Genomic DNA, 18297 nt, shown 5'->3' on the forward strand with positions numbered 1-18297 from the left:
CTGCAGGAACCGTGCTCCCGCAGCGGCCCGGACTCAGCGGCAGCGTGCCTCGATCGCCGCGGCGATCTCGCTCAGCGCCGCCTCGCCATGCACTCGCGCACGTCCGAGGGCGTGCAGCAGCACGAGGCGCAGGCGCCCGGCCTCGACCTTCTTGTCGTGTGCCATCAGCGCGAGGTAGCGCGCCGCGCCCAGCTTCGGTCCCCACACCGGCAGCTTCGCGCGCAGCAGCAGCGCCTCGATCCGATCGACATCGCCCGCGGCGAGCCAGCCGAGGCGGCGCGACAGTTCGGCGGCCATCATCGTGCCCGCGGCCACCGCCTCGCCATGCAGCCATTCGCCGTAGCCGAGGCCGGTCTCGATGGCGTGGCCGAAGGTGTGGCCGAGGTTGAGCAGGGCGCGCTCGCCCTGCTCGGTCTCGTCGGCCGCCACCACTTCGGCCTTGTTGCGGCAGGAGCGCTCGATCGCGTACACCAGCGCGTCCGGGTCGCGGGCGAGCAGGCGTTCGAGGTTTGCTTCCAGCCAGGCAAGGAAGTCGGGATCGCGGATCAGGCCGTACTTGATCACTTCGGCGAGACCGGCAGCCAGTTCGCGATCGGGCAGCGTCGCCAGGGTGTCGATGTCGGCCAGCACCAGCCTGGGCTGGTAGAAGGCGCCGATCATGTTCTTGCCCAGCGGATGGTTGATCGCGGTCTTGCCGCCGACCGAGGAGTCGACCTGCGCGAGCAGGGTCGTCGGAATCTGGATGAAAGGCATCCCGCGCTGGTAGCAGGCGGCGGCAAAGCCGCCCATGTCGCCGACCACCCCGCCGCCGAGCGCGACCAGCGTAGTGGAACGTTCGCAGCGCTCGGTGAGCAGCATGTCGAAGATGCGATTCAGCGTTTCCCAGGTTTTGTACGCCTCGCCGTCGGGCAGGCTCACCACGCTCACGCTCACGCCCGCCTGCTCCAGCGCGGCGCGCAGTCCGCCCAGGTAGAGCGGGCCGACGGTGTCGTTGGTGACGATCGCCACCCGCGGCGTCTTCAGCCGCGCCAGGACGAGGTCGGCACGGCCGAGCAGGCCGCGGCCGATGTGGATCGGGTAGGCGCGATCGCCGAGGGCAACGTTCAGGGTTTGCATGGGCTCTTGTGGAAAGTCTGCAGGGCGGTTTCGACCAGCCGCACCATGGTGCCGGGGTTGCCGCGCCCGCCGTCGACGACGAGATCGGCCACTTCGCGGTACAGGGGGTCGCGCTGATGGTACAGCTCGATGATGCGCTGGCGCGGGTCATCCACCTGAAGCAGTGGGCGGTTACGGTCGTGACGGGTGCGTTCGTAGAGGATCTGCGGCGGCACGTTGAGGTAGATGACGGTGCCACGCTCGCGCATCAGCGCGCGGTTGGCCGGGGTCGTCACCACGCCGCCGCCGGTGGCGATGACGATGTCGGATTCGCGGGTGAGCTCGTCGATCATCTGCGTCTCGCGCCTGCGGAAACCGGCTTCGCCCTCGATCTCGAAGATCGTCGGGATGCTCACTCCGGTGCGGGCGACGATCTCGTGGTCGCAGTCGGCGAAGCGCGCCTTACGCCGCCGCGCCAGTTCCTTGCCGACCGTGGTCTTGCCGGCGCCCATCATGCCGATCAGTATCAGACAGCTCACACGCGATTCGCCGGAAGTCGAGAAAAAAAGGGCGGGCCCCTCTCGGGAGGCCCGCCCGGGCATTGTATCAGCAGAGCGGAGGGCTTACCGCAGGGTCAGCGCGTCGGCGACGATGCGCGGAGTGATGAACACGAGCAGCTCCTTGCGGTTGGATACGGTGGTCCGCGACTTGAACAGGTTGCCCACGACCGGGATATCGCCCAGCAGCGGCACCTGGTCGACGCCGCTGGCTTCCTCTTCCTCGTAAATCCCGCCGATGACGACGGTGCCGCCGTTCTCGATCAGCACCTCGCTCTTGACGTTCTTGGTTTCGATCGGCGGCACGCCGAGCAGCATGTTCTCGTACAGCGGCCGGTCCTTGTTGACCTCGATCGCCAGCTGCAGCCGGCCGTCGGGAGTGATCTGCGGCTTCACCTTCAACGACAGCACGGCCTTCTTGAACTCGACATTGGTCGCACCCGAGCTGGTCGCTTCCTGATAGGGAATCTCCGTGCCCTGCTCGATCGAGGCCTCGACCTGGTTGGCGGTCAGCACCCGCGGGCTGGACACGATCCGGCCCCGGCCGTCGGATTCGAGCGCCTGCAGCTCGAGGTTGAGGAAGCGGGTCAGGCCTTTGTTGAACAGCGTCAGGTTCAGCGCACCGTAACCCTTCGGCATAAAATCGCCGCCACCAACCTTCACCGACTCACCGACCATCTGCATCATGTCGGTGATCGGGTAGTCGCCCGTGCGGTCGATCTTCACCCCCCCCGTTTCTTCGTCGGGAACCAGGGAAACGAACTCCGAGTTGCCGAAACCGATCTTCGCCCCGTTGCCGAGCGAAGCGTATCCACGGCTGCCGAAACCCAGGCGCACTCCCAGGTCACGGGCGAAGGTCTTGTTCGCCTCGACGATCCGCGCCTCGATCAGCACCTGGCGCGGCGCGACGTCGATCTCCTGCACCAGCCGGCGCAGCGCCTGCAGGCGCGAGCCGACGTCGGTGACGAAGACCTTGTTGCTGCGCTCGTCGACGACGACCGTGCCGCGCTTGGAGAGCATGGTCTGGTCCTTGCTCTTGAGGAAATCGAAGATCTCCTTGGCCTTGTGGTAGTTGATCTGGAAGCTTTCGGTCTGCAGCGGTTCGAGGTCGCTGATCTGCGCCTTCGCTTCCAGCTGCTGCTTCTCGCGCGCGGCGAGCTCTTCGCCCGGAGCGATCCAGATCACGTTGCCGTTCTTGCGCATGTCCAGGCCCTTGGCCTGGAGGATGATGTCCAGCGCCTGGTCCCAGGGCACGTCCTTCAGGCGCAGGGTGAGGCTGCCCTGGACGGAGTCGGAGGTGATGATGTTGAAGTCGGTGAAGTCGGCGATCACCTGCAGCACCGAGCGCACATCCACGTCCTGAAAGTTCAGCGACAGCTTTTCGCCCTGGAACTGGCCGCGCGAACCCTGCACCAGCTTGTTCGGGTCCTCCACGACCCGCCTGACCTCGAGCACGAAGCGCGTATCGCTCTGGTAGGCGTTGTGCTCCCACAGGCCGTTCGGCGTTACGGTCAGGCGCACGCGATCACCGAGCTGCTGCGTGCTCATCGAAGTCACCGGCGTGGCGAAATCGGTGACGTCGGCACGCCGGCGCAGGTGCTCGGGCAGCGCCGCCTGGAGAAAATCGACCACCAGGCCGCCGCCTTGCTGGCGGATGTCGATCCCGGCGTCGGCGCTCGACAAGTCGACCACCACCCGCCCTTCGCCTTCGCTGCCGCGGCGGAAGCTGACGTCGCGCACGGCGACCCCCGCCGCCGCGGAAGGCTCGGCGAAGTTGCCCTCGGGCGCCGGAAGCGTGCTCGCCTGCGCCGCCGGGAGGCGCGGTGGCGAGATCGCGATCACCAGGTCGCGCCCCTCGATGCGCGCCTCGTAGGGGCTGATCTTGACCAGGTTCAGCACCAGGCGGGTGCGGTCGCCGACCTGCACGATGTCGGCACTGCGCAGATCGCCCTGCTCGACGCGCTGCACGCTGCGCCCGAGGGCATTCACGGTGGCGGCGAAGTCGAAAGCGATGCGCGCCGGCTCGGCTACGCTGAAGCTGGGCGGCAGGTCGGTGAGCGCCTCCTTCAGGCTCACCCGGACATAAAGCGCGCCGCCCTGCTCGGCGACTTCCAGCCCTTCGATGCGGTTGCCCGACGGCCGGACCTGCTCCGCCTCCTGCGCGCGCACGGCGGCCGCAGGCGCAAGGCCTGCGCAAGCGGCCACCAGCAGCAGCACTCCGATACGGTGTTTCATTTTCCGGCCTCCTGCCGCTCCTGCAGTATCAGCGAACGGGTGCGCTCGACCCAGTCGCCATAAACGTCCTCGACCAGCTCGCGCAACGTCACCTCGTTTTCCGTGACCCGGATGACGACGCCGAAATCCTGCCCCATGTAATTGCCCGGCCGCACCTGGTGGAGCGCGTTGCCGGCGCGGATCAGCGCATGCGTGACCCCGTCCCGGGTCAGCACCCCGACCATCTGCAGCGTCTCCAGTGCATGGCCTTCGAGCGGCTCGCGGCGGCGGTTCATGTCCGGCCCCGCGCTGCTGCCCGACACCCGCTGCGGCGCCATGCGCGCGCTGCGAAACGGATCGTCGCCCTGTTCGCCGGCATACCCCACCACCGGGAAGGGCCGCAGCTCGGGCAGCGGACGCACGGCGCCGCGCATGCCGCGCACCTGCGCCTCCATCCAGGGCTGGAGATCGTCCTGTTCTCCGCCCGCGCAGCCGGCCAGCACCAGGCAGGCGGCGAGCACTCCCGCCTTGTTCATTTCTTCTTCCCTCGCGCGGCCTGTTCAGCCTGTGCCGCCTGGCGCTGCTGCGCCAGCTCCTCTTCGTCGAGGTAGCGGTACGTCACCGCCTTCGCCTCGAACTCGAGCCGACCGTCCTTGCCCGCCTTCAGCGCGATGTCGTTGAGCGTGACGATCCGGGGCAGGCGCGCGATGTCGCTGACGAATTCACCCAGCTCGTGATAGCCGCCGGTGACGCGGATATCGATCGGCATTTCGGCATAGAACTCCTTGACCAGGTCCGCCCCCGGCTTGAACAGCTCGAATTGCAGGCCGCGCCCCAGGCCGGCCTGATTGAGGTCGGACAGCAGGGAATCCATCTCCGCCCGGTTCGGCAACTGCTTGAGCAGCGCGCCGAACTGGCGGTCGATCTCGGCCAGCTGGCGGCGATGCTCGTCCAGATTGACCGCCTGGCGCTTCTTCGCCACCCAGTTTTCACGCAGCTGCAGCTCTTCGGCCACGCTGCGCTCGAGGCGCTCGGCCTGGCTCCGCCAGTCGAACCACCAGAAAGCGGCGACCGTGGCGAGCAGCACCGCGAGCGCCGCCGCCAGCCGCGGCGCGAGCGGCCACAGGCCGGGGTCGTTCGGATCAAGGTCCTTGAAGTCCTGCGCCAGGCGCTGCAAGTCGGCGCGGGTGAGGCGCTTGCGTGCGACCGGGGCGGGCGCAGAGGCCTTACGCGACAGCAGGCGCTTCATTTCGCCCCCCCCTTGCCGCCGCGGGGCGGTTCGGGTGTTTCGGCCTGCGGCGGCACGATGCCGATACCGAGGGTGAATGCGCTGACCCGGCGGCTCTCTTCGGTGGCGGCCTTGGTCTCGATCAGGACCGGCTGCTCGAGAAAGGCCGAAGCATCGAGGTTGCGCATCAGGTGCGACACGCGCGCGTTGGACTGGGCGAAGCCGGCCAGGGTGACACGCCGGCCGCTCTGCTTGACCGATTTCAGATACACCCCCTCGGGAAGGCTCAGCGCCAGTTCGTTGAACAGATGCACGGTTTCGGCACGCGTACTCTGCAAGGCTTCGATCACCTGCTTGCGCGCGAGCATGGCGTCGATCTGCTCGCGCAGGCGGCGGATTTCGGCGATGTCCTGGTCGAGGCGGGCGATCTCGGTCTTGAGAAAAGCGTTGCGCGCGTCCTGGCGCTCGACCCTGAGATCGTACAGGACATGGACGAGCAGGCCGATCAACACACCGAGCACGGCCATCGCCCCCGCCAGCAGATAGAACTGCTGGCGGCGCTGGCGGCGCTTTTCGATGCGATGCGGCAGCAGGTTGATGCGGATCATGCGTCGAACCTCCGCAGCGCGAGGCCGCAGGCCACCATCAGCGAAGGCGCATCGGCGAGCAGGTTGCGCGGGCGCACCCGCTCGCCCGGCGTCATGCCCGCGAACGGATTGGCGACCTCGGTGGGAACCTGGGTGCGCGCCGCCACCACTTCAACCAGCCCCGGCATCCCCGCGCAGCCGCCGGCGAGGATGACGTGATCGACCCGGTTGAACTGGGTGGAAGTGAAGAAGAACTGCAGTGCGCGCGACACTTCGAGCGCGAGGCTGTCCATGAACGGGCGCATCAGCTCGCGCGGATAGGTCTCGGGCAGCGACCCGGCGCGCTTGCCGGCTTCGGCCTCGTCCAGGCCGACGCCGTAGTGGCGAGCGATGTCCTGGGTGAGCTGGAAACCGCCGAAAGCCTGCTCGCGCGTGTACACCGACTGACGGTTGCGGAACATGGTGACGTTCATCACGTTCGCACCGACATCGACGAGGGCGATCACCCGATCCTCGCCGCCGCCCGGCAGCCGCCGGCACACGAGTTCGAGCGCGGATTCGATGGCAAGCGACTCGACATCGACGATCACGGCCCTGAGCCCGGCGGCCTGGGCCGCGGCGACGCGGTCTTCGACCTTGTCCTTGCGCGAAGCCGCGATCATCACTTCGACCTCTCCCGGAGCGCCGGGCGCCGGGCCGATCACCTGGAAATCGAGATTGACTTCGTCGAGGGCGAACGGAATGTACTGGTTGGCCTCGGCCTCGACGGCGAACTCCATTTCGGCTTCGCGCAGACCTTCGGGGAGGACGATCTTCTTGGTGATGACCGACGAGGACGGCAACGCCACGGCGACATTGCGTATGCCGGGACCAAAGCGGCGCAACGCGCGCTTGAGCGCTTCGCCGAGCGGTTCGAGCTTGACGATGTTGCCATCGGCGACGGTGTCGCGCGGCAGCGGCTCGATCACGTAACGCTCGACTTTGTAAGCGTCCTTGTCGGTCCCGGACAGCTCGACCAGCTTTACCGATGAAGACGAAATATCGAGTCCGGCAAGCTGGCGTGTCGCCGAGCTGAAGAACGGGAGGTCAATCACAAAGAAAACCCTTGAATTTCTTCATGTTACGATCAACACCTTGACCGGGTCCAAGGATGCTAGCAACAAGCCGGGGGCAGTGTAAAGCGAAGTCCGCCGCGGATAATGTCCGCTCACAGCTGCGCCCGGATGCATCCTTTATAATGCTCGCCCGTTCCACACCCCCCTGGATTGCCCATGCGCTGGGTCCTGTATCCGGTCGGAGCGCTGTTCGCGCTGATCATTCTCGGCCTTGCCACGCTGACAGCGATGGCGCTGTTCGCCTGGCCGAACCTGCCCGCCCTCGACACCCTGACCGATTATCGGCCGCGCGTCCCCTTGCGCGTCTATACCGCCGACGGCCACCTGCTCGGCGAGTTCGGCGAAGAGCGGCGCGACGTGGTGCGCATCGCCGAAGTGCCCTCGGTGCTCAAGCATGCGATCCTCGCCGCCGAAGACGAGCGCTTCTACGAACATCCGGGCATCGACCTGATGGGGCTCGTGCGTGCCGCGCTCGCCAATCTGTCTTCCGGCGGCCGCAGCCAGGGGGCGTCGACGATCACCATGCAGGTCGCGCGCAACTTCTTCCTGACGCGCGAAAAGACCTACAACCGCAAGCTGTACGAGATCCTGCTCGCACTCAAGATCGAGCAGAACCTGTCCAAGGACCAGATCCTCGAGCTCTACATCAACCAGATCTACCTCGGCCAGCGCGCCTACGGCTTCGCGGTGGCCGCACGCGCCTATTACGGCAAGCGCCTGGACGAGCTGACCCTGCCCGAAGCGGCGATGCTCGCCGGCCTGCCGAAAGCGCCGTCGGCCTTCAACCCGGTCGTCAATCCGGCGCGCGCCGCAGTACGCCAGCAATACGTGCTGCGACGCATGCTCGAGACCGGACTGATCGACCCGTCCCAGTACGAGCACGCGCTGACCTTCGCCACGCCGAAGCAGGGGCAGCGCGACAGCACCGCGGTACGCCGGCAGCAGGACCTGTTCGTCGCCGGCGGCGAGCACGTTGCCGAGATGGCGCGCCAGATCGCCGTCGAGCAGTTCGGCGAGCAAGCCTACGAACTCGGCATCCGCATCGTCACCACGGTCACGCGCAAGGACCAGGAAGCGGCCTACGCGGCGCTGCGCAAGGGGGTGCTCGACTACGACCGCCGCCACGGCTACCGCGGCCCGGAAGCCTTCGTCGACCTGGCGGCGAACGAAACCAGCGCCGAACGCTTCGATGAACTGCTCGGCGACACCGCCGACCACGGCGACCTGCTCGCCGCCCTGGTGCTGAAAGCCTCGCCGAAGGAGGTCACCGTCTATCGCCGCGGGCGCGAATTCCGCATCGAGGGCAAGGGCCTGCGCTTCGCCGCACCGATGCTGGCCGACAAGGCGCCGCAGAGCCGGCGTATCCGCCGCGGCGCAATCGTGCGCCTGCGCGACACCGGCAAGGGCGACTGGGAACTCGCCCAGCTGCCCGAAGTGCAGGCCGCGCTGGTGTCGCTCGATCCACACAGCGGCGCAGTGCGCGCCCTGGTCGGCGGCTTCGATTTCGACCGCACCAAGTTCAACCACGTCACCCAGGCGCTGCGCCAGCCGGGCTCGAGCTTCAAGCCCTTCATCTTCTCGGCCGCGCTCGAACGCCATTTCGGCCCCGGCGACGTACTTGCCGACGAGCCGCTGTACTACCCCGCCGGCGTCACCGGCAGCCAGGACTGGGAGCCGAAGAACTACGACGGCAAATACGCCGGCCCGATGACGCTGCGCGAGGCGCTGACGCGCTCCAAGAACATGGTGTCGATCCGTCTGCTGGAGCGGATCACGCCCGAATACGCGCGCGACTACATCACCCGCTTCGGCTTCGACGCCGCCCGTCACCCCCCCTACCTGACCATGGCGCTCGGCGCCGGCACCGCGACCCCGTGGGAGATGGCCGCCGGCTACGCGGTGTTCGCCAACGGCGGCTACCGCGTCGAGCCCTATGTGGTGAAGGAAATCTACGACAACGAAGGCCGGCTGATCGCCCGCATCGACCCTCCTGTCGCCGGGCGCAGCGCGCCCCGGGTGATCGACGCACGCAATGCCTGGCTGATGGATTCGATGATGCGCGACACCGTCCAACACGGCACCGCGACCCGGGCGCGCAGCCTCAAGCGCGGCGATCTCGCCGGCAAGACCGGCACCACCAACGACTACGTCGATGCCTGGTTCTGCGGCTACCACCCCGAGCTCGTCGCCGTCACCTGGGTCGGCCACAGCCAGCCGCGCAACCTCGGCCGCGGCGAGACCGGCGGCGCCGCCGCGCTGCCGATCTGGATCGACTACATGGGCAGCGCGCTCGAAGGCGTCCCCGAAGTGCAGCGCCCCCGCCCCGACGGCCTGCTCCTGGTCGACAACGGCCTGCACAGCGGGCAGGACTACCACTACGCCGAGTACGCCCCGCCCGAACCGGCGCCGGCACCGGGCTGGCTCGAGCAGCTGTTCGCCGGCGACAAGCCCAGGCAGATCCTCCACGCCCCGATGGAAGCGCCCGAGGAAGCGATTCCGGCGCTTCCCCCGGCGGCCGCTGCGCATCCGCTGCCGCGTCCGGCGCAGGCTCCGGCACCGGTCGAAGAGCGCGCGCCGGTGCCGATCCGGCGCTGACCGCAGGCTGCGCCCGGCGCCGCCGGTTCAGGCCGGCGGCTGCAGGTCGATCGCTTCTCCCGCCTGCGCCCCGAGCAGCGCCGCGAGCATCGTCCACAGCTCGGTGCCGTCCCGGGTATTGACCCAGCGCCCGCCTTCGGGACGGAAGTGAAAGCCTCCCGACTTGGCCGCGACCCAGATCTCGCGCGCCGCGGTGTGGCGGTTGAGGATCATCTTCGTACCATTGGCGAACTCGAGCTCGAGCACGCCGCCGGGCTTGGGCTCGATGTCGATGTCCACGCCGCAGTCTTCCAGCGCATGCTCGATGCGGGCGAGCTCGGCCTCGGCCAGGGCATTGAATGCAGACTCTTCCATGCTGACTCCTTCTGTTAGGATTCCGGTTTTTTGCGAACGACGGCGATGCGAGCCCACTTTCCTGCGATCGCGCTTGCCTGCGCGCTACTGACGGCCTGCGGCATCAAGGGGCCGCTCTACCTCCCCGCGCCCGCCACCACCGGCCAGCCGGAACCGGGCGCCGATCATAGCAAACCCATCATCCCGCCGGACCTGATTCCCGAGCCTCTGATCGAATGAATCCCCCCGCCCCGCTCCCCCCGACCGCAGCACGCCCCTCCTGGCCCGTGCCCACCCTGCACGCGCACGACGGCGCACTGTGGCTGGAAGGCCTCGCCCTCGCCGAGCTCGCCGCCCGCTTCGGCACGCCGACCTACGTGTATTCGAAAGCCGCGCTGGAAGCCGCTTTCGCCGGCTGGCAGGAAGCTCTCGCCGGGCGCCGCGCGCTCGTCTGCTATGCCGTGAAGGCCAACTCCAACCTCGGCATCCTGTCGGTGTTCGCCCGCCTCGGCGCCGGCTTCGACATCGTCTCGGGCGGTGAGCTGGCACGCGTCCTGGCGGCCGGCGGCGAAGCCGGCAAGGTGGTGTTCTCCGGCGTCGGCAAGACCCGTGCCGAAATGCGCCAGGCCCTGCAGGCCGGCATCCGCTGCTTCAACGTCGAGTCGGCCGCCGAACTCGAACGCCTGGATGCGGTGGCCGGCGCGCTCGGCACCCGCGCACCGGTCGCGCTGCGGGTCAATCCCGACGTCGACCCGAAGACCCACCCCTACATTTCCACCGGTCTCAAGGGCAACAAGTTCGGCGTCGCTTTCGCCGACGCCCACGCCCTCTACCGGCGCGCCGCGGCGCTGTCCAACCTGCGCGTCACCGGCGTCGCCTGCCACATCGGTTCGCAGCTGCTCGACCCGGCGCCGATGGCCGAGGCCGCGCACAAAGTGCGCGGGCTGGTCGAGCGGCTCGCCGCCGACGGCATCGCCCTCGACCATGTCGACCTCGGCGGCGGCCTCGGCATCCGCTACCGCGACGAGGCTCCGCCCGCCGTCGCCGACTACCTCGCTCCGCTGCTCGAAGCCTTCGAGGGCTGCACGCAGGAACTGTGCTTCGAGCCCGGGCGCTCGCTGGTCGGCAACGCCGGCCTGCTGCTGACCCGCATCGAATACCTGAAGCCGGGCGAGACGAAGAACTTCGCCATCGTCGACGCGGCGATGAACGATCTCGCCCGCCCCGCCCTGTACGACGCCTGGCACGAAGTAGTGGCGGTGGCACCGCGTGCGACGGCGGCGCAGCGCTACGAGATCGTCGGCCCGATCTGTGAAAGCGGTGACTTCCTCGCCCACGACCGCAGCCTCGCGGTGGCCGAGGGCGACCTCCTCGCCCTCCTTTCGGCCGGCGCCTACGGCATGACGATGAGCTCGAACTACAACACCCGGCCGCGCGCCGCGGAAGTCATCGTCGACGGCAGCAGCGCGCACCTGGTGCGCGCGCGCGAGACCGTGACCGAGCTTTACGCCGGGGAAAAAGCGCTGGATTGAACTCAGGGCAGGGAGGGCGCGGCGGCACGAGCCGGCAGATTCTCCGCCTCCTCGTACAGCGCCCGCCCGAACGCCTTCCACGCCGGCCCGCCACGGGTGTGCACCCCGATCTGCGCGCTCTGGCGCATGGTGACCAGCATCAGCTCGGAAAGCGCGAAAAATTCCCCCTTGCTCCGCTCCATCAGATCCGGGTGGCGCAACAGGCCGATACGGCATGCCGGCGAGCAGCTCAGCGCCTCGCGCGCCAGTGTCCGCAGACGCGCCGTGTCGTCCCAGTCGAGGTTGATCACCCTGGCGTAACGGCGGATTTCCCGTTCGAGCGCCTGTGCAGTTTGATCGTAGTGCCCGAATCCACTCATGCTCTTTCCCGTCCTCTGGCCGCGCCCCGAGCCGGCATCGTCGGTCGCTGCTGCAGCTAAAATGGCGCTCTCACCGGAGCGCCGAAGGCAGGGATTCTACCCCCCTGCGGCGCATCCTGCTCAGGAAACCTGCATATGCAATTCGACTTATCGCCGATAGCCTTCCAGCGTCTGCTCGCCGCCCTGGCCCTGACCCTGGTTCTGGCACCAGGCCTCCAGCGCCCGGCTCTCGCCGACGGCCCCCTGCCGCCACCGGTAGCGCTCGCGCTCGGCGCCGCCGGCATCCCCGCCGCGGCGGCTGCGGTCTGGGCGCAGCCGGTCGATGGACAGCAACCCGTCCTCACCCTGAACGCCGCGCAGCCGATGAACCCGGCCTCGGTGATGAAACTGGTCACCGCCTTCGCCGCCTTCGAACGGCTCGGCCCGGCTCACACCTGGCGCACCCGGATCGCCGCCAGCGGCACGCTGCGCGAGGGCGTGCTGCACGGCGACCTCTACCTGGTGGGCGGCGCCGACCCGATGCTCGGCCAGGAGCGCCTGTGGAAGCTGCTGCGCCGGCTGCGCGCGCTCGGCATCAAGCACATCGCCGGCGACATCGTCCTCGACGCCTCGGCGCTGCGCCTGCCGCCGCACGACCCCGACGCCTTCGACGGCCGCGGCCTGCGCCCCTACAACAGCGGCCCGCACGGCCTGCTGCTGCAGTACAACACCGTGCTCCTCGGCCTGTTCCCGGGCCGCGCCGCCAGCGAACCGGTGGCGCTCGCCGCCGAACCGCCGCTCGCCGGCGTCGTCATCGACAACCGCATCCTGACCTCGGACGCGCCCTGCGGGCTGTGGTACGGCGACCTCCAGGCCCGCCTCGAAGCCGGCCCCCGCCTGGTGCTGAGCGGCAGCCTGCCGGCCGCCTGCGGACCCCGCACATGGAGCGCGGCGCCGCTGCCGCCGGCCGACTTCGGCATCGCCCTGGTGGCCGGGCTGTGGGCCGAAGCGGGCGGCAGGGTGGACGGCAGGGTGCGCCCCGGGGTGCTGCCCACCGCCAGCCGCGAACTGCTCGGCGACGACTCCCCGCCGCTCGCCGAAGTCGTGCGCGAGATGAACAAGTGGTCGAGCAACGTCATCGCCCGCCAGCTCCTCGCCACCCTCGGCGCGCACAGCACAATCGGCGACGCTGAGGCGGACACCACCCTCCCCCCGGCGACGCCCGGGGATCGGTCGCCGGTGCCGGACATGGTCGCCGGCGGTGCCCGCGCGGCCGTGGCCCTGGTCGCCGCCGCCGGGATCGACACGACCGGGCTGGTGATCGAAAACGGCTCCGGGCTGTCGCGTATCGAGCGCATCCGCGCCGACAGCCTGGGCCAGCTCCTGCTCGCCGCCTGGCGGCGGCCGTGGATGCCGGAATTCCTCGCCGCACTGCCGCTTGCGGGCGTCGATGGCACCGCCCGCGGGCGCCTGGCCGCCAGCCCGGCGCGCGGCCACGCCCACATCAAGACCGGCACCCTCGACGGCGTCCGGACGATGGCCGGCTACCTGCTCGACCGCCACGGCCGCCGCCACGCGGTGGTGATGATGGTCGCCCACCCCGAAGCCGCGAGCGCTGCCGCCGCCCAGGACGCGCTGCTCGAATGGCTGTGGGCCAACGGGGCGCCATAGGCGGCCCGCCGCTCAGCGCATCGGCAGCGTGCGCCGCCCGGCCAGCACCCACCAGCCGCGCCCCACCCGGTACACCACCCACAGACCGAGCAGGGCGACGACCAGCAGCGCGAACGGAAAGCCGATCACGGTGAGCACCATCAGCACCGCCAGCGCGACCCACAGCACGGCGAACCAAAAAGTGCGGATCTGCCAGCGGAAATGGCTCTCCAGCCAGGTACCGCGCACCGCGGCCTGGTTCCAGTAGTTCAGCACCACCGCGGCGATCGACGGCAGGCTGGCGATGAAGCTGCCGACGATGGTCGCCGAGCCGACGACCCCGGAAAACACCGCGAAGGCGTGCAGGGCATAGACCAGATGGGCGACGGTGACCATGTTCTCGCTCGGCTGGCCGGCCTGCAGGGGCGGGGGGGAAGGTTCGGGATAGTTCATGGGCAGAAGAGCCTCCGCTCGGGATGGAATGGAAAGTCCGCCGGGCCGGCAGCCGCCCGGACCCTATGGCCCGCTCCGGCGCATTCGCCGCAACGATACCCCGGGGCGGCCTTCGCGCACACCCACTTCACAAGCCGAACTCGGCCCAGCGCGCGTCGACCCGGTGCTTGACCGCCTCGTCCATGACGATCGGACGCCCCCATTCGCGGTTTGTTTCGCCCGCCCACTTGTTGGTCGCATCCAGCCCCATCTTGCTCCCCAGCCCGGCGACCGGGCTGGCGAAGTCGAGATAGTCGATCGGGGTGTTGTCGACCAGCGTGGTGTCGCGGGTGGCGTCGATGCGCGTGGTCAGCGCCCAGATCACCTCCTTCCAGTCGCGGATGTCCACGTCGTCGTCCACCACGATGATGAACTTGGTGTACATGAACTGGCGCAGGAAGCTCCAGATCCCGAACATCACGCGCTTGGCATGGCCCGGGTACTGCTTGCGGATGCTGACCACGGCGAGGCGGTAGGAGCAGCCTTCGGGCGGCAGGTAGAAGTCGACGATTTCGGGAAACTGCTTCTGCAGCAACGGCACGAAGACCTCGTTCAAGGCCAGGCCGAGCATCGCCGGCTCGTCGGGCGGCTTGCCGGTATAAGTGCTGTGGTAGATCGGGTCGCGCCGCATGGTGATGCGCTCGATCGTGAACACCGGGAACTCCGAGACCTCGTTGTAGTAGCCGGTATGGTCGCCGTAGGGGCCTTCGGGCGCCATGTCGCCGGGGTGGATCACGCCTTCGAGGACGATTTCGCTCGAGGCCGGTACCTGCAGCTCGGAGCCGAGGCAGCGTACCAGCTCGGTCTTCGCCCCGCGCAGCAGGCCGGCGAACTGGTATTCGGAGATCGTGTCCGGCACCGGCGTCACCGCGCCGAGGATGGTCGCCGGATCGCAGCCGAGCACCACCGCCACCGGGAAGGGCTCACCGGGGTGGGCGAGCTGGTGTTCGCGGAAGTCGAGCGCGCCGCCGCGATGCGCCAGCCAGCGCATGATCACCCGGTTGCGACCGATCACCTGCTGGCGGTAGATGCCCAGGTTCTGGCGCTTCTTGTGCGGCCCGCGCGTCACCACCAGCCCCCAGGTGATCAGCGGCGCGGCATCGCCCGGCCAGCAGTGCTGGATCGGCAGCCTCGCCAGATCGACCTGATCGCCTTCCCACACCACCTGCTGGCAGGGGGCGGAGCGCAGCACCGACGGCGTCATGTTGAGCACCTGCTTCAACACCGGCCACTTCTCCCAGGCGTCCTTCAGCCCCTTCGGCGGTTCGGGCTCCTTGAGGAAGGACAGCAGCTTGCCGACTTCACGCAGCGGCGTGCGCCAGTCGCCGGCGGCGCCGTCGACCTCCTCGCCCATCCCCATCGCCACCCGTTGCGGCGTGCCGAACAGGTTGGCGAGCACGGGAATGGCCTGGGCCACGCCCTGCGTCACCGGCTGCTCGAACAGCAGCGCCGGGCCGCCGGCGCGCAGCACGCGGTCGGCGATCTCGGTCATCTCGAGGTGGGTGTCGACCGGCGCGGTGATGCGCTTGAGTTCGCCGCGGGCTTCGAGCTGGGTGAGGAAGTCGCGCAGATCGTCGTATTTCATGCGGAGTCTCGGACGGGGGGCGGAAGAGGTGGGGAAGGACGCCGGCAGCCGGCAGACGCGGGCGGCGGCGCACCGGCCCGCGGCGCGCCGCCGCGGGTTCAGCGGTGGGCGTTGATCGCGTCGCGGGTGTCGAGCGCGGCGCGGCGGGCGGCGGCGGCGAAGTCCTCGTCCGCTCCGGCGTACAGGATCGCACGCGAGGAGTTGATCATCAGCCCGGTGCCGTCGGCGCTGCGCCCGGCGGCCACGGTCGCGGCGATGTCACCGCCCTGGGCGCCGATCCCCGGCACGAGCAGCGGCATCTCGCCGGTGAGCGCGCGCACGCGGGCGATCTCGTCGGGGAAGGTGGCGCCAACCACCAGCCCGCAATTGCCGCTCGCGTTCCAGTCCTCGGCGACCAGGCGGGCGACGCGCTCGTAGAGTTTTTCCACCCCGCCGCCGGGCCTGCCGACCTCAAGAAACTGCAGGTCGGAGCCGCCGGGGTTGGAGGTGCGGCACAACAAAATCACGCCCTTGTCAGCGTAAGCCAGATAGGGCTCGACCGAATCGCGCCCCATGTAGGGATTGACCGTGATCGCGTCCGCCCGGTAGCGCTCGAACGCCTCCACCGCATACTGCCCGGCAGTGCTGCCGATGTCGCCACGCTTGGCGTCGAGCACCACCGGGGTGGCCGGATGGCGCTCGTGGATGTGGGCGATCAGGGCTTCGAGTTGGTCCTCGGCGCGCTGCGCGGCGAAGTAGGCGATCTGCGGCTTGAAGCAGCACACGAAGTCGGCGGTGGCATCGACGATGGCCTTGCAGAACTCGAAGACGGCGTCCGCGCGCCCCTCGAGGTGGGCGGGGAAGCGGGCCGGATCGGGGTCGAGGCCGACGCACAGCAGGCTGTCGCGCTGCTGCCACGCGGCGCGAAGGGCGCTCATGAAATGCATGGGAGAAGAGTCCGGGTTGGGTGCGGGCTGAATGATAAGCCGGATCGCCGCCCGGGAGCGCATCGCCGCACGGCGCCCGGAGGGGAGGACAAGGGATGGGAAAAGTCGCGCCGACGAGCACGCGCAAGGCGCTCGGCAAACGCCCCGCCCTCCCCGCGCACCAGATGGCGGACGCCCAGCGGCGACGCGGGCGAGAGGCGCGCTGCGCTCAGATGCCGAGCATCTTCATCGCCTTGGCCAGCGTATCGACGGACTCCTGGTGCTTGCCGGCCTGGTGAAGCATTTCACCCTCGGCGCGCAGCTTCTGTACTTCGGCGAGCTGTTCGGCGCTGAGCGCCGGCTTCATCGACAGCGCCTCGTCGATCTTCTTCATGTCGGCGGGGCAGTGGAAGGCGAACGCCGCCGATGAAGACAGCACGGCCAGCGCGGCCAACAGCGGATAGCGGATTTTCATTGTGGCTCTCCTGGTGTGCGGGCACCTGCCCGCTCACCGTTGACCGGCCACGCGGCGAAGGGTTGCGCAGATGACGGCGGATTCATTTCCAGACCTCGCGCCAAGCATGGAATTCACTGGGCCTTAGGCGATATCGGGCAATGTTGCCTTCGTGAAGACTGAGCAGTTGGGTCTCGACCACTTCAATGAATCGTTCGCGATCCGGTGCCTCGATCCGCTCCTGCGCAAAGTGGTGGATATGGCTGATTGCCTGTGGTTTGCTCAGTTTTTCATGAACCACGGTCGCGACCACTTGAGTGATGCGCTGCCTGTGCTGCAAACGGAAGGGATCAGGGTCGCCCAGCGACTGGCGCACAGCAGAATAGCGCGCGCAGGATCGTTTGTAGGCCCATACAAAGACGTCGCGCAACAACTCGATGCGATTGAGTTCATAGATACCCAACATGGCGCTGATGTAAGTTGTCTGCGAGACATCGACGAAGGACAGCGGGCAGAGGTTGCGCCGAATCAGCGAAATATTGGCAGCCAGGCGGGAAACCCGCTTATTGACATCCTCAAAGGGCTGCAAATACGGCAAATGCACCATGGCAAAAAACGCCTGTTCGAAGGGGTCTCGTATGGCAGCGGCCGTATCCAGCACCTGGTCAAAACACTCCTCGATCCGTTGTGGCCCTTCCAGCGGCAGGAATGTGGTCCGGCCAATGCCAACGGCAATCGTGCGCAAGCGGCCACTGGCGGTGGGGTCGTCCAGCAGGTTATCGGACAGCAAGGCGTGCAGGTTGAGCAGGGTATAGCGGTTGAAGCCAATCTCCCCGGCCGAGTCGATCAAGAATTCGATGGCCTCCTTGTGATTCAGAATCATCTGCGCTTCGAGTGCATCCTTACCTGATGCGGCCTCGCCAGCCGAAATCAATCGTTCGGTTTCCAGAAGGGAATAGGTGTTGCCCTCCAGTCGGCTGGAGTTCCAGGAGAGGTCGATCAGCAGACGATTGGCCAGTTGCCGTGCATAGGTTCCCGCAGGTTCATTGCTGCTGACGGCTTGACCCTTTGATAGCAGTTCGTCTCGAATCACTTCGCTGAGGTAGTAGGTTTCGTTGGGTCGGTAGTCATCCAGAAATGCGCGGTTGTAGCCAACGGGCGTGCGCTGCGCCAAGGGTTGCCGGACCTGTTTCTCGACCGCTTTCGCTTCAGGTGATAGGGGAATCAGGATTTCTGCGTGAGCGGTTGCAGTTATCGTCAGGACGACATTTCCCTGCCCCCTGACCACCTTGCCACGCAGATATTTGACCGCGCGGCCCTGGCCTTCACGACGCACTCGCTCCTGAGCAATCAGGCTGTTGAGCCAGCGCTGCAGCGTTCGACGGCTAGGCGGCGCAGACAGGTTTTCTTCAATCTGCTCGATGCTGGCGCCGTCGGGAAAGCGAGCGATGGCTTCAAGAACAGCCTCGTAAGTCTCTGTCGGGATCATTCTGGCCACGGTTCTTCCTGTCGCGCACCGCCTAAATTGCGACACCAAACGGGATCGAGTGTCGCGATACCATTATCGCGACACTCGATTGTGTCGCGCAATCTCTCCCAGGCACTCAAGGAGTTCTT

18 protein-coding genes are annotated in these 18297 nt (G+C 67.9%); 4 read left to right on the forward strand and 14 right to left on the reverse strand.

Annotation, left to right across the window (positions count from 1 at the left end):
* Nucleotides 1-33: 33 nt before the first annotated feature.
* The 7 genes from aroB to MXC99_RS16020 form a co-directional block, all read right to left on the reverse strand.
* Entirely contained in the window at nucleotides 34-1116 is a 1083-nt protein-coding gene (gene aroB, locus MXC99_RS15990; RefSeq protein ID WP_247726409.1) for a 3-dehydroquinate synthase, read from the reverse strand.
* Nucleotides 1104-1634, reverse strand: a complete 531-nt coding sequence (locus MXC99_RS15995; protein WP_247726410.1) for a shikimate kinase — start codon at nucleotides 1632-1634, stop codon at nucleotides 1104-1106. The genes aroB and MXC99_RS15995 overlap by 13 nt, the downstream gene beginning before the upstream one ends.
* An 84-nt stretch (nucleotides 1635-1718) precedes the next feature.
* Nucleotides 1719-3887 (reverse strand): type IV pilus secretin PilQ family protein, encoded by a 2169-nt coding sequence (gene pilQ / locus MXC99_RS16000; protein WP_247726411.1) that lies wholly within the window; start codon nucleotides 3885-3887, stop codon nucleotides 1719-1721.
* Nucleotides 3884-4402: a pilus assembly protein PilP gene (locus MXC99_RS16005; protein ID WP_247726412.1), complete on the reverse strand. Its 519-nt coding sequence runs from the start codon at nucleotides 4400-4402 to the stop codon at nucleotides 3884-3886. The genes pilQ and MXC99_RS16005 overlap by 4 nt, the downstream gene beginning before the upstream one ends.
* Nucleotides 4399-5115, reverse strand: a complete 717-nt coding sequence (locus MXC99_RS16010) for a type 4a pilus biogenesis protein PilO (protein WP_247726413.1) — start codon at nucleotides 5113-5115, stop codon at nucleotides 4399-4401. The genes MXC99_RS16005 and MXC99_RS16010 overlap by 4 nt, the downstream gene beginning before the upstream one ends.
* Complete coding sequence (locus MXC99_RS16015) at nucleotides 5112-5702, reverse strand: PilN domain-containing protein (RefSeq protein ID WP_247726414.1); 591 nt, start codon at nucleotides 5700-5702, stop codon at nucleotides 5112-5114. The genes MXC99_RS16010 and MXC99_RS16015 overlap by 4 nt, the downstream gene beginning before the upstream one ends.
* Nucleotides 5699-6775, reverse strand: a complete 1077-nt coding sequence (locus MXC99_RS16020) for a pilus assembly protein PilM (RefSeq protein ID WP_247726415.1) — start codon at nucleotides 6773-6775, stop codon at nucleotides 5699-5701. The genes MXC99_RS16015 and MXC99_RS16020 overlap by 4 nt, the downstream gene beginning before the upstream one ends.
* A gap of 177 nt (nucleotides 6776-6952) precedes the next feature.
* Between MXC99_RS16020 and MXC99_RS16025 the strand changes: the two genes are divergently transcribed.
* Nucleotides 6953-9391: a penicillin-binding protein 1A gene (locus MXC99_RS16025; protein WP_247726416.1), complete on the forward strand. Its 2439-nt coding sequence runs from the start codon at nucleotides 6953-6955 to the stop codon at nucleotides 9389-9391.
* A 27-nt stretch (nucleotides 9392-9418) separates the two neighbouring features.
* Here MXC99_RS16025 and cyaY read toward each other — a convergent pair whose 3' ends face one another.
* Nucleotides 9419-9745 carry an iron donor protein CyaY gene (gene cyaY, locus MXC99_RS16030; protein WP_247726417.1) on the reverse strand — a complete coding sequence of 109 codons (327 nt, stop codon included), beginning with the start codon at nucleotides 9743-9745 and terminating at the stop codon, nucleotides 9419-9421.
* 45 nt (nucleotides 9746-9790) lie between these two features.
* Here cyaY and lptM point away from each other — a divergent pair, with 45 nt between their 5' ends.
* Together lptM and lysA are read left to right on the forward strand one after the other, a co-directional pair.
* On the forward strand, nucleotides 9791-9964 hold the full coding sequence (gene lptM, locus MXC99_RS16035) for an LPS translocon maturation chaperone LptM (RefSeq protein WP_247726418.1): 174 nt from the start codon (nucleotides 9791-9793) through the stop codon (nucleotides 9962-9964).
* Nucleotides 9961-11256: a diaminopimelate decarboxylase gene (gene lysA / locus MXC99_RS16040; protein ID WP_247726419.1), complete on the forward strand. Its 1296-nt coding sequence runs from the start codon at nucleotides 9961-9963 to the stop codon at nucleotides 11254-11256. Before lptM ends, lysA begins: the two co-directional genes overlap by 4 nt.
* A 2-nt stretch (nucleotides 11257-11258) precedes the next feature.
* On the opposite strand, the gene MXC99_RS16045 is transcribed toward lysA, so the two are convergent.
* Nucleotides 11259-11615, reverse strand: coding sequence for a hypothetical protein (locus MXC99_RS16045; RefSeq protein ID WP_247726420.1), 357 nt, complete (start codon nucleotides 11613-11615; stop codon nucleotides 11259-11261).
* 135 nt (nucleotides 11616-11750) lie between these two features.
* Here MXC99_RS16045 and MXC99_RS16050 point away from each other — a divergent pair, with 135 nt between their 5' ends.
* Entirely contained in the window at nucleotides 11751-13265 is a 1515-nt protein-coding gene (locus tag MXC99_RS16050) for a D-alanyl-D-alanine carboxypeptidase/D-alanyl-D-alanine-endopeptidase (protein WP_247726421.1), read from the forward strand.
* Nucleotides 13266-13277: 12 nt separating this feature from the next.
* Here MXC99_RS16050 and MXC99_RS16055 read toward each other — a convergent pair whose 3' ends face one another.
* The 5 genes from MXC99_RS16055 to MXC99_RS16075 all read right to left on the reverse strand — a co-directional run bounded on the left by MXC99_RS16055 (nucleotide 13278) and on the right by MXC99_RS16075 (nucleotide 18169).
* Nucleotides 13278-13697 (reverse strand): DUF4870 family protein, encoded by a 420-nt coding sequence (locus MXC99_RS16055; RefSeq protein WP_247726422.1) that lies wholly within the window; start codon nucleotides 13695-13697, stop codon nucleotides 13278-13280.
* A 127-nt stretch (nucleotides 13698-13824) separates the two neighbouring features.
* Nucleotides 13825-15321, reverse strand: coding sequence for a 4-hydroxy-3-polyprenylbenzoate decarboxylase (gene ubiD, locus MXC99_RS16060; protein WP_247726423.1), 1497 nt, complete (start codon nucleotides 15319-15321; stop codon nucleotides 13825-13827).
* A 98-nt stretch (nucleotides 15322-15419) separates the two neighbouring features.
* Nucleotides 15420-16247 carry an orotidine-5'-phosphate decarboxylase gene (gene pyrF, locus MXC99_RS16065; RefSeq protein WP_247726424.1) on the reverse strand — a complete coding sequence of 276 codons (828 nt, stop codon included), beginning with the start codon at nucleotides 16245-16247 and terminating at the stop codon, nucleotides 15420-15422.
* Between the two features lie 208 nt (nucleotides 16248-16455).
* The gene (locus MXC99_RS16070) at nucleotides 16456-16701 is read right to left on the reverse strand and encodes a hypothetical protein (RefSeq protein ID WP_247726425.1); all 246 of its coding nucleotides are present in this window, start codon (nucleotides 16699-16701) and stop codon (nucleotides 16456-16458) included.
* A gap of 82 nt (nucleotides 16702-16783) precedes the next feature.
* Nucleotides 16784-18169 (reverse strand): Fic family protein, encoded by a 1386-nt coding sequence (locus MXC99_RS16075; RefSeq protein ID WP_247726569.1) that lies wholly within the window; start codon nucleotides 18167-18169, stop codon nucleotides 16784-16786.
* Nucleotides 18170-18297: the final 128 nt, after the last annotated feature.

Origin of the sequence: Thauera aromatica, assembly GCF_023093595.1 — a bacterium.
Classification (GTDB): domain Bacteria; phylum Pseudomonadota; class Gammaproteobacteria; order Burkholderiales; family Rhodocyclaceae; genus Thauera; species Thauera aromatica_A.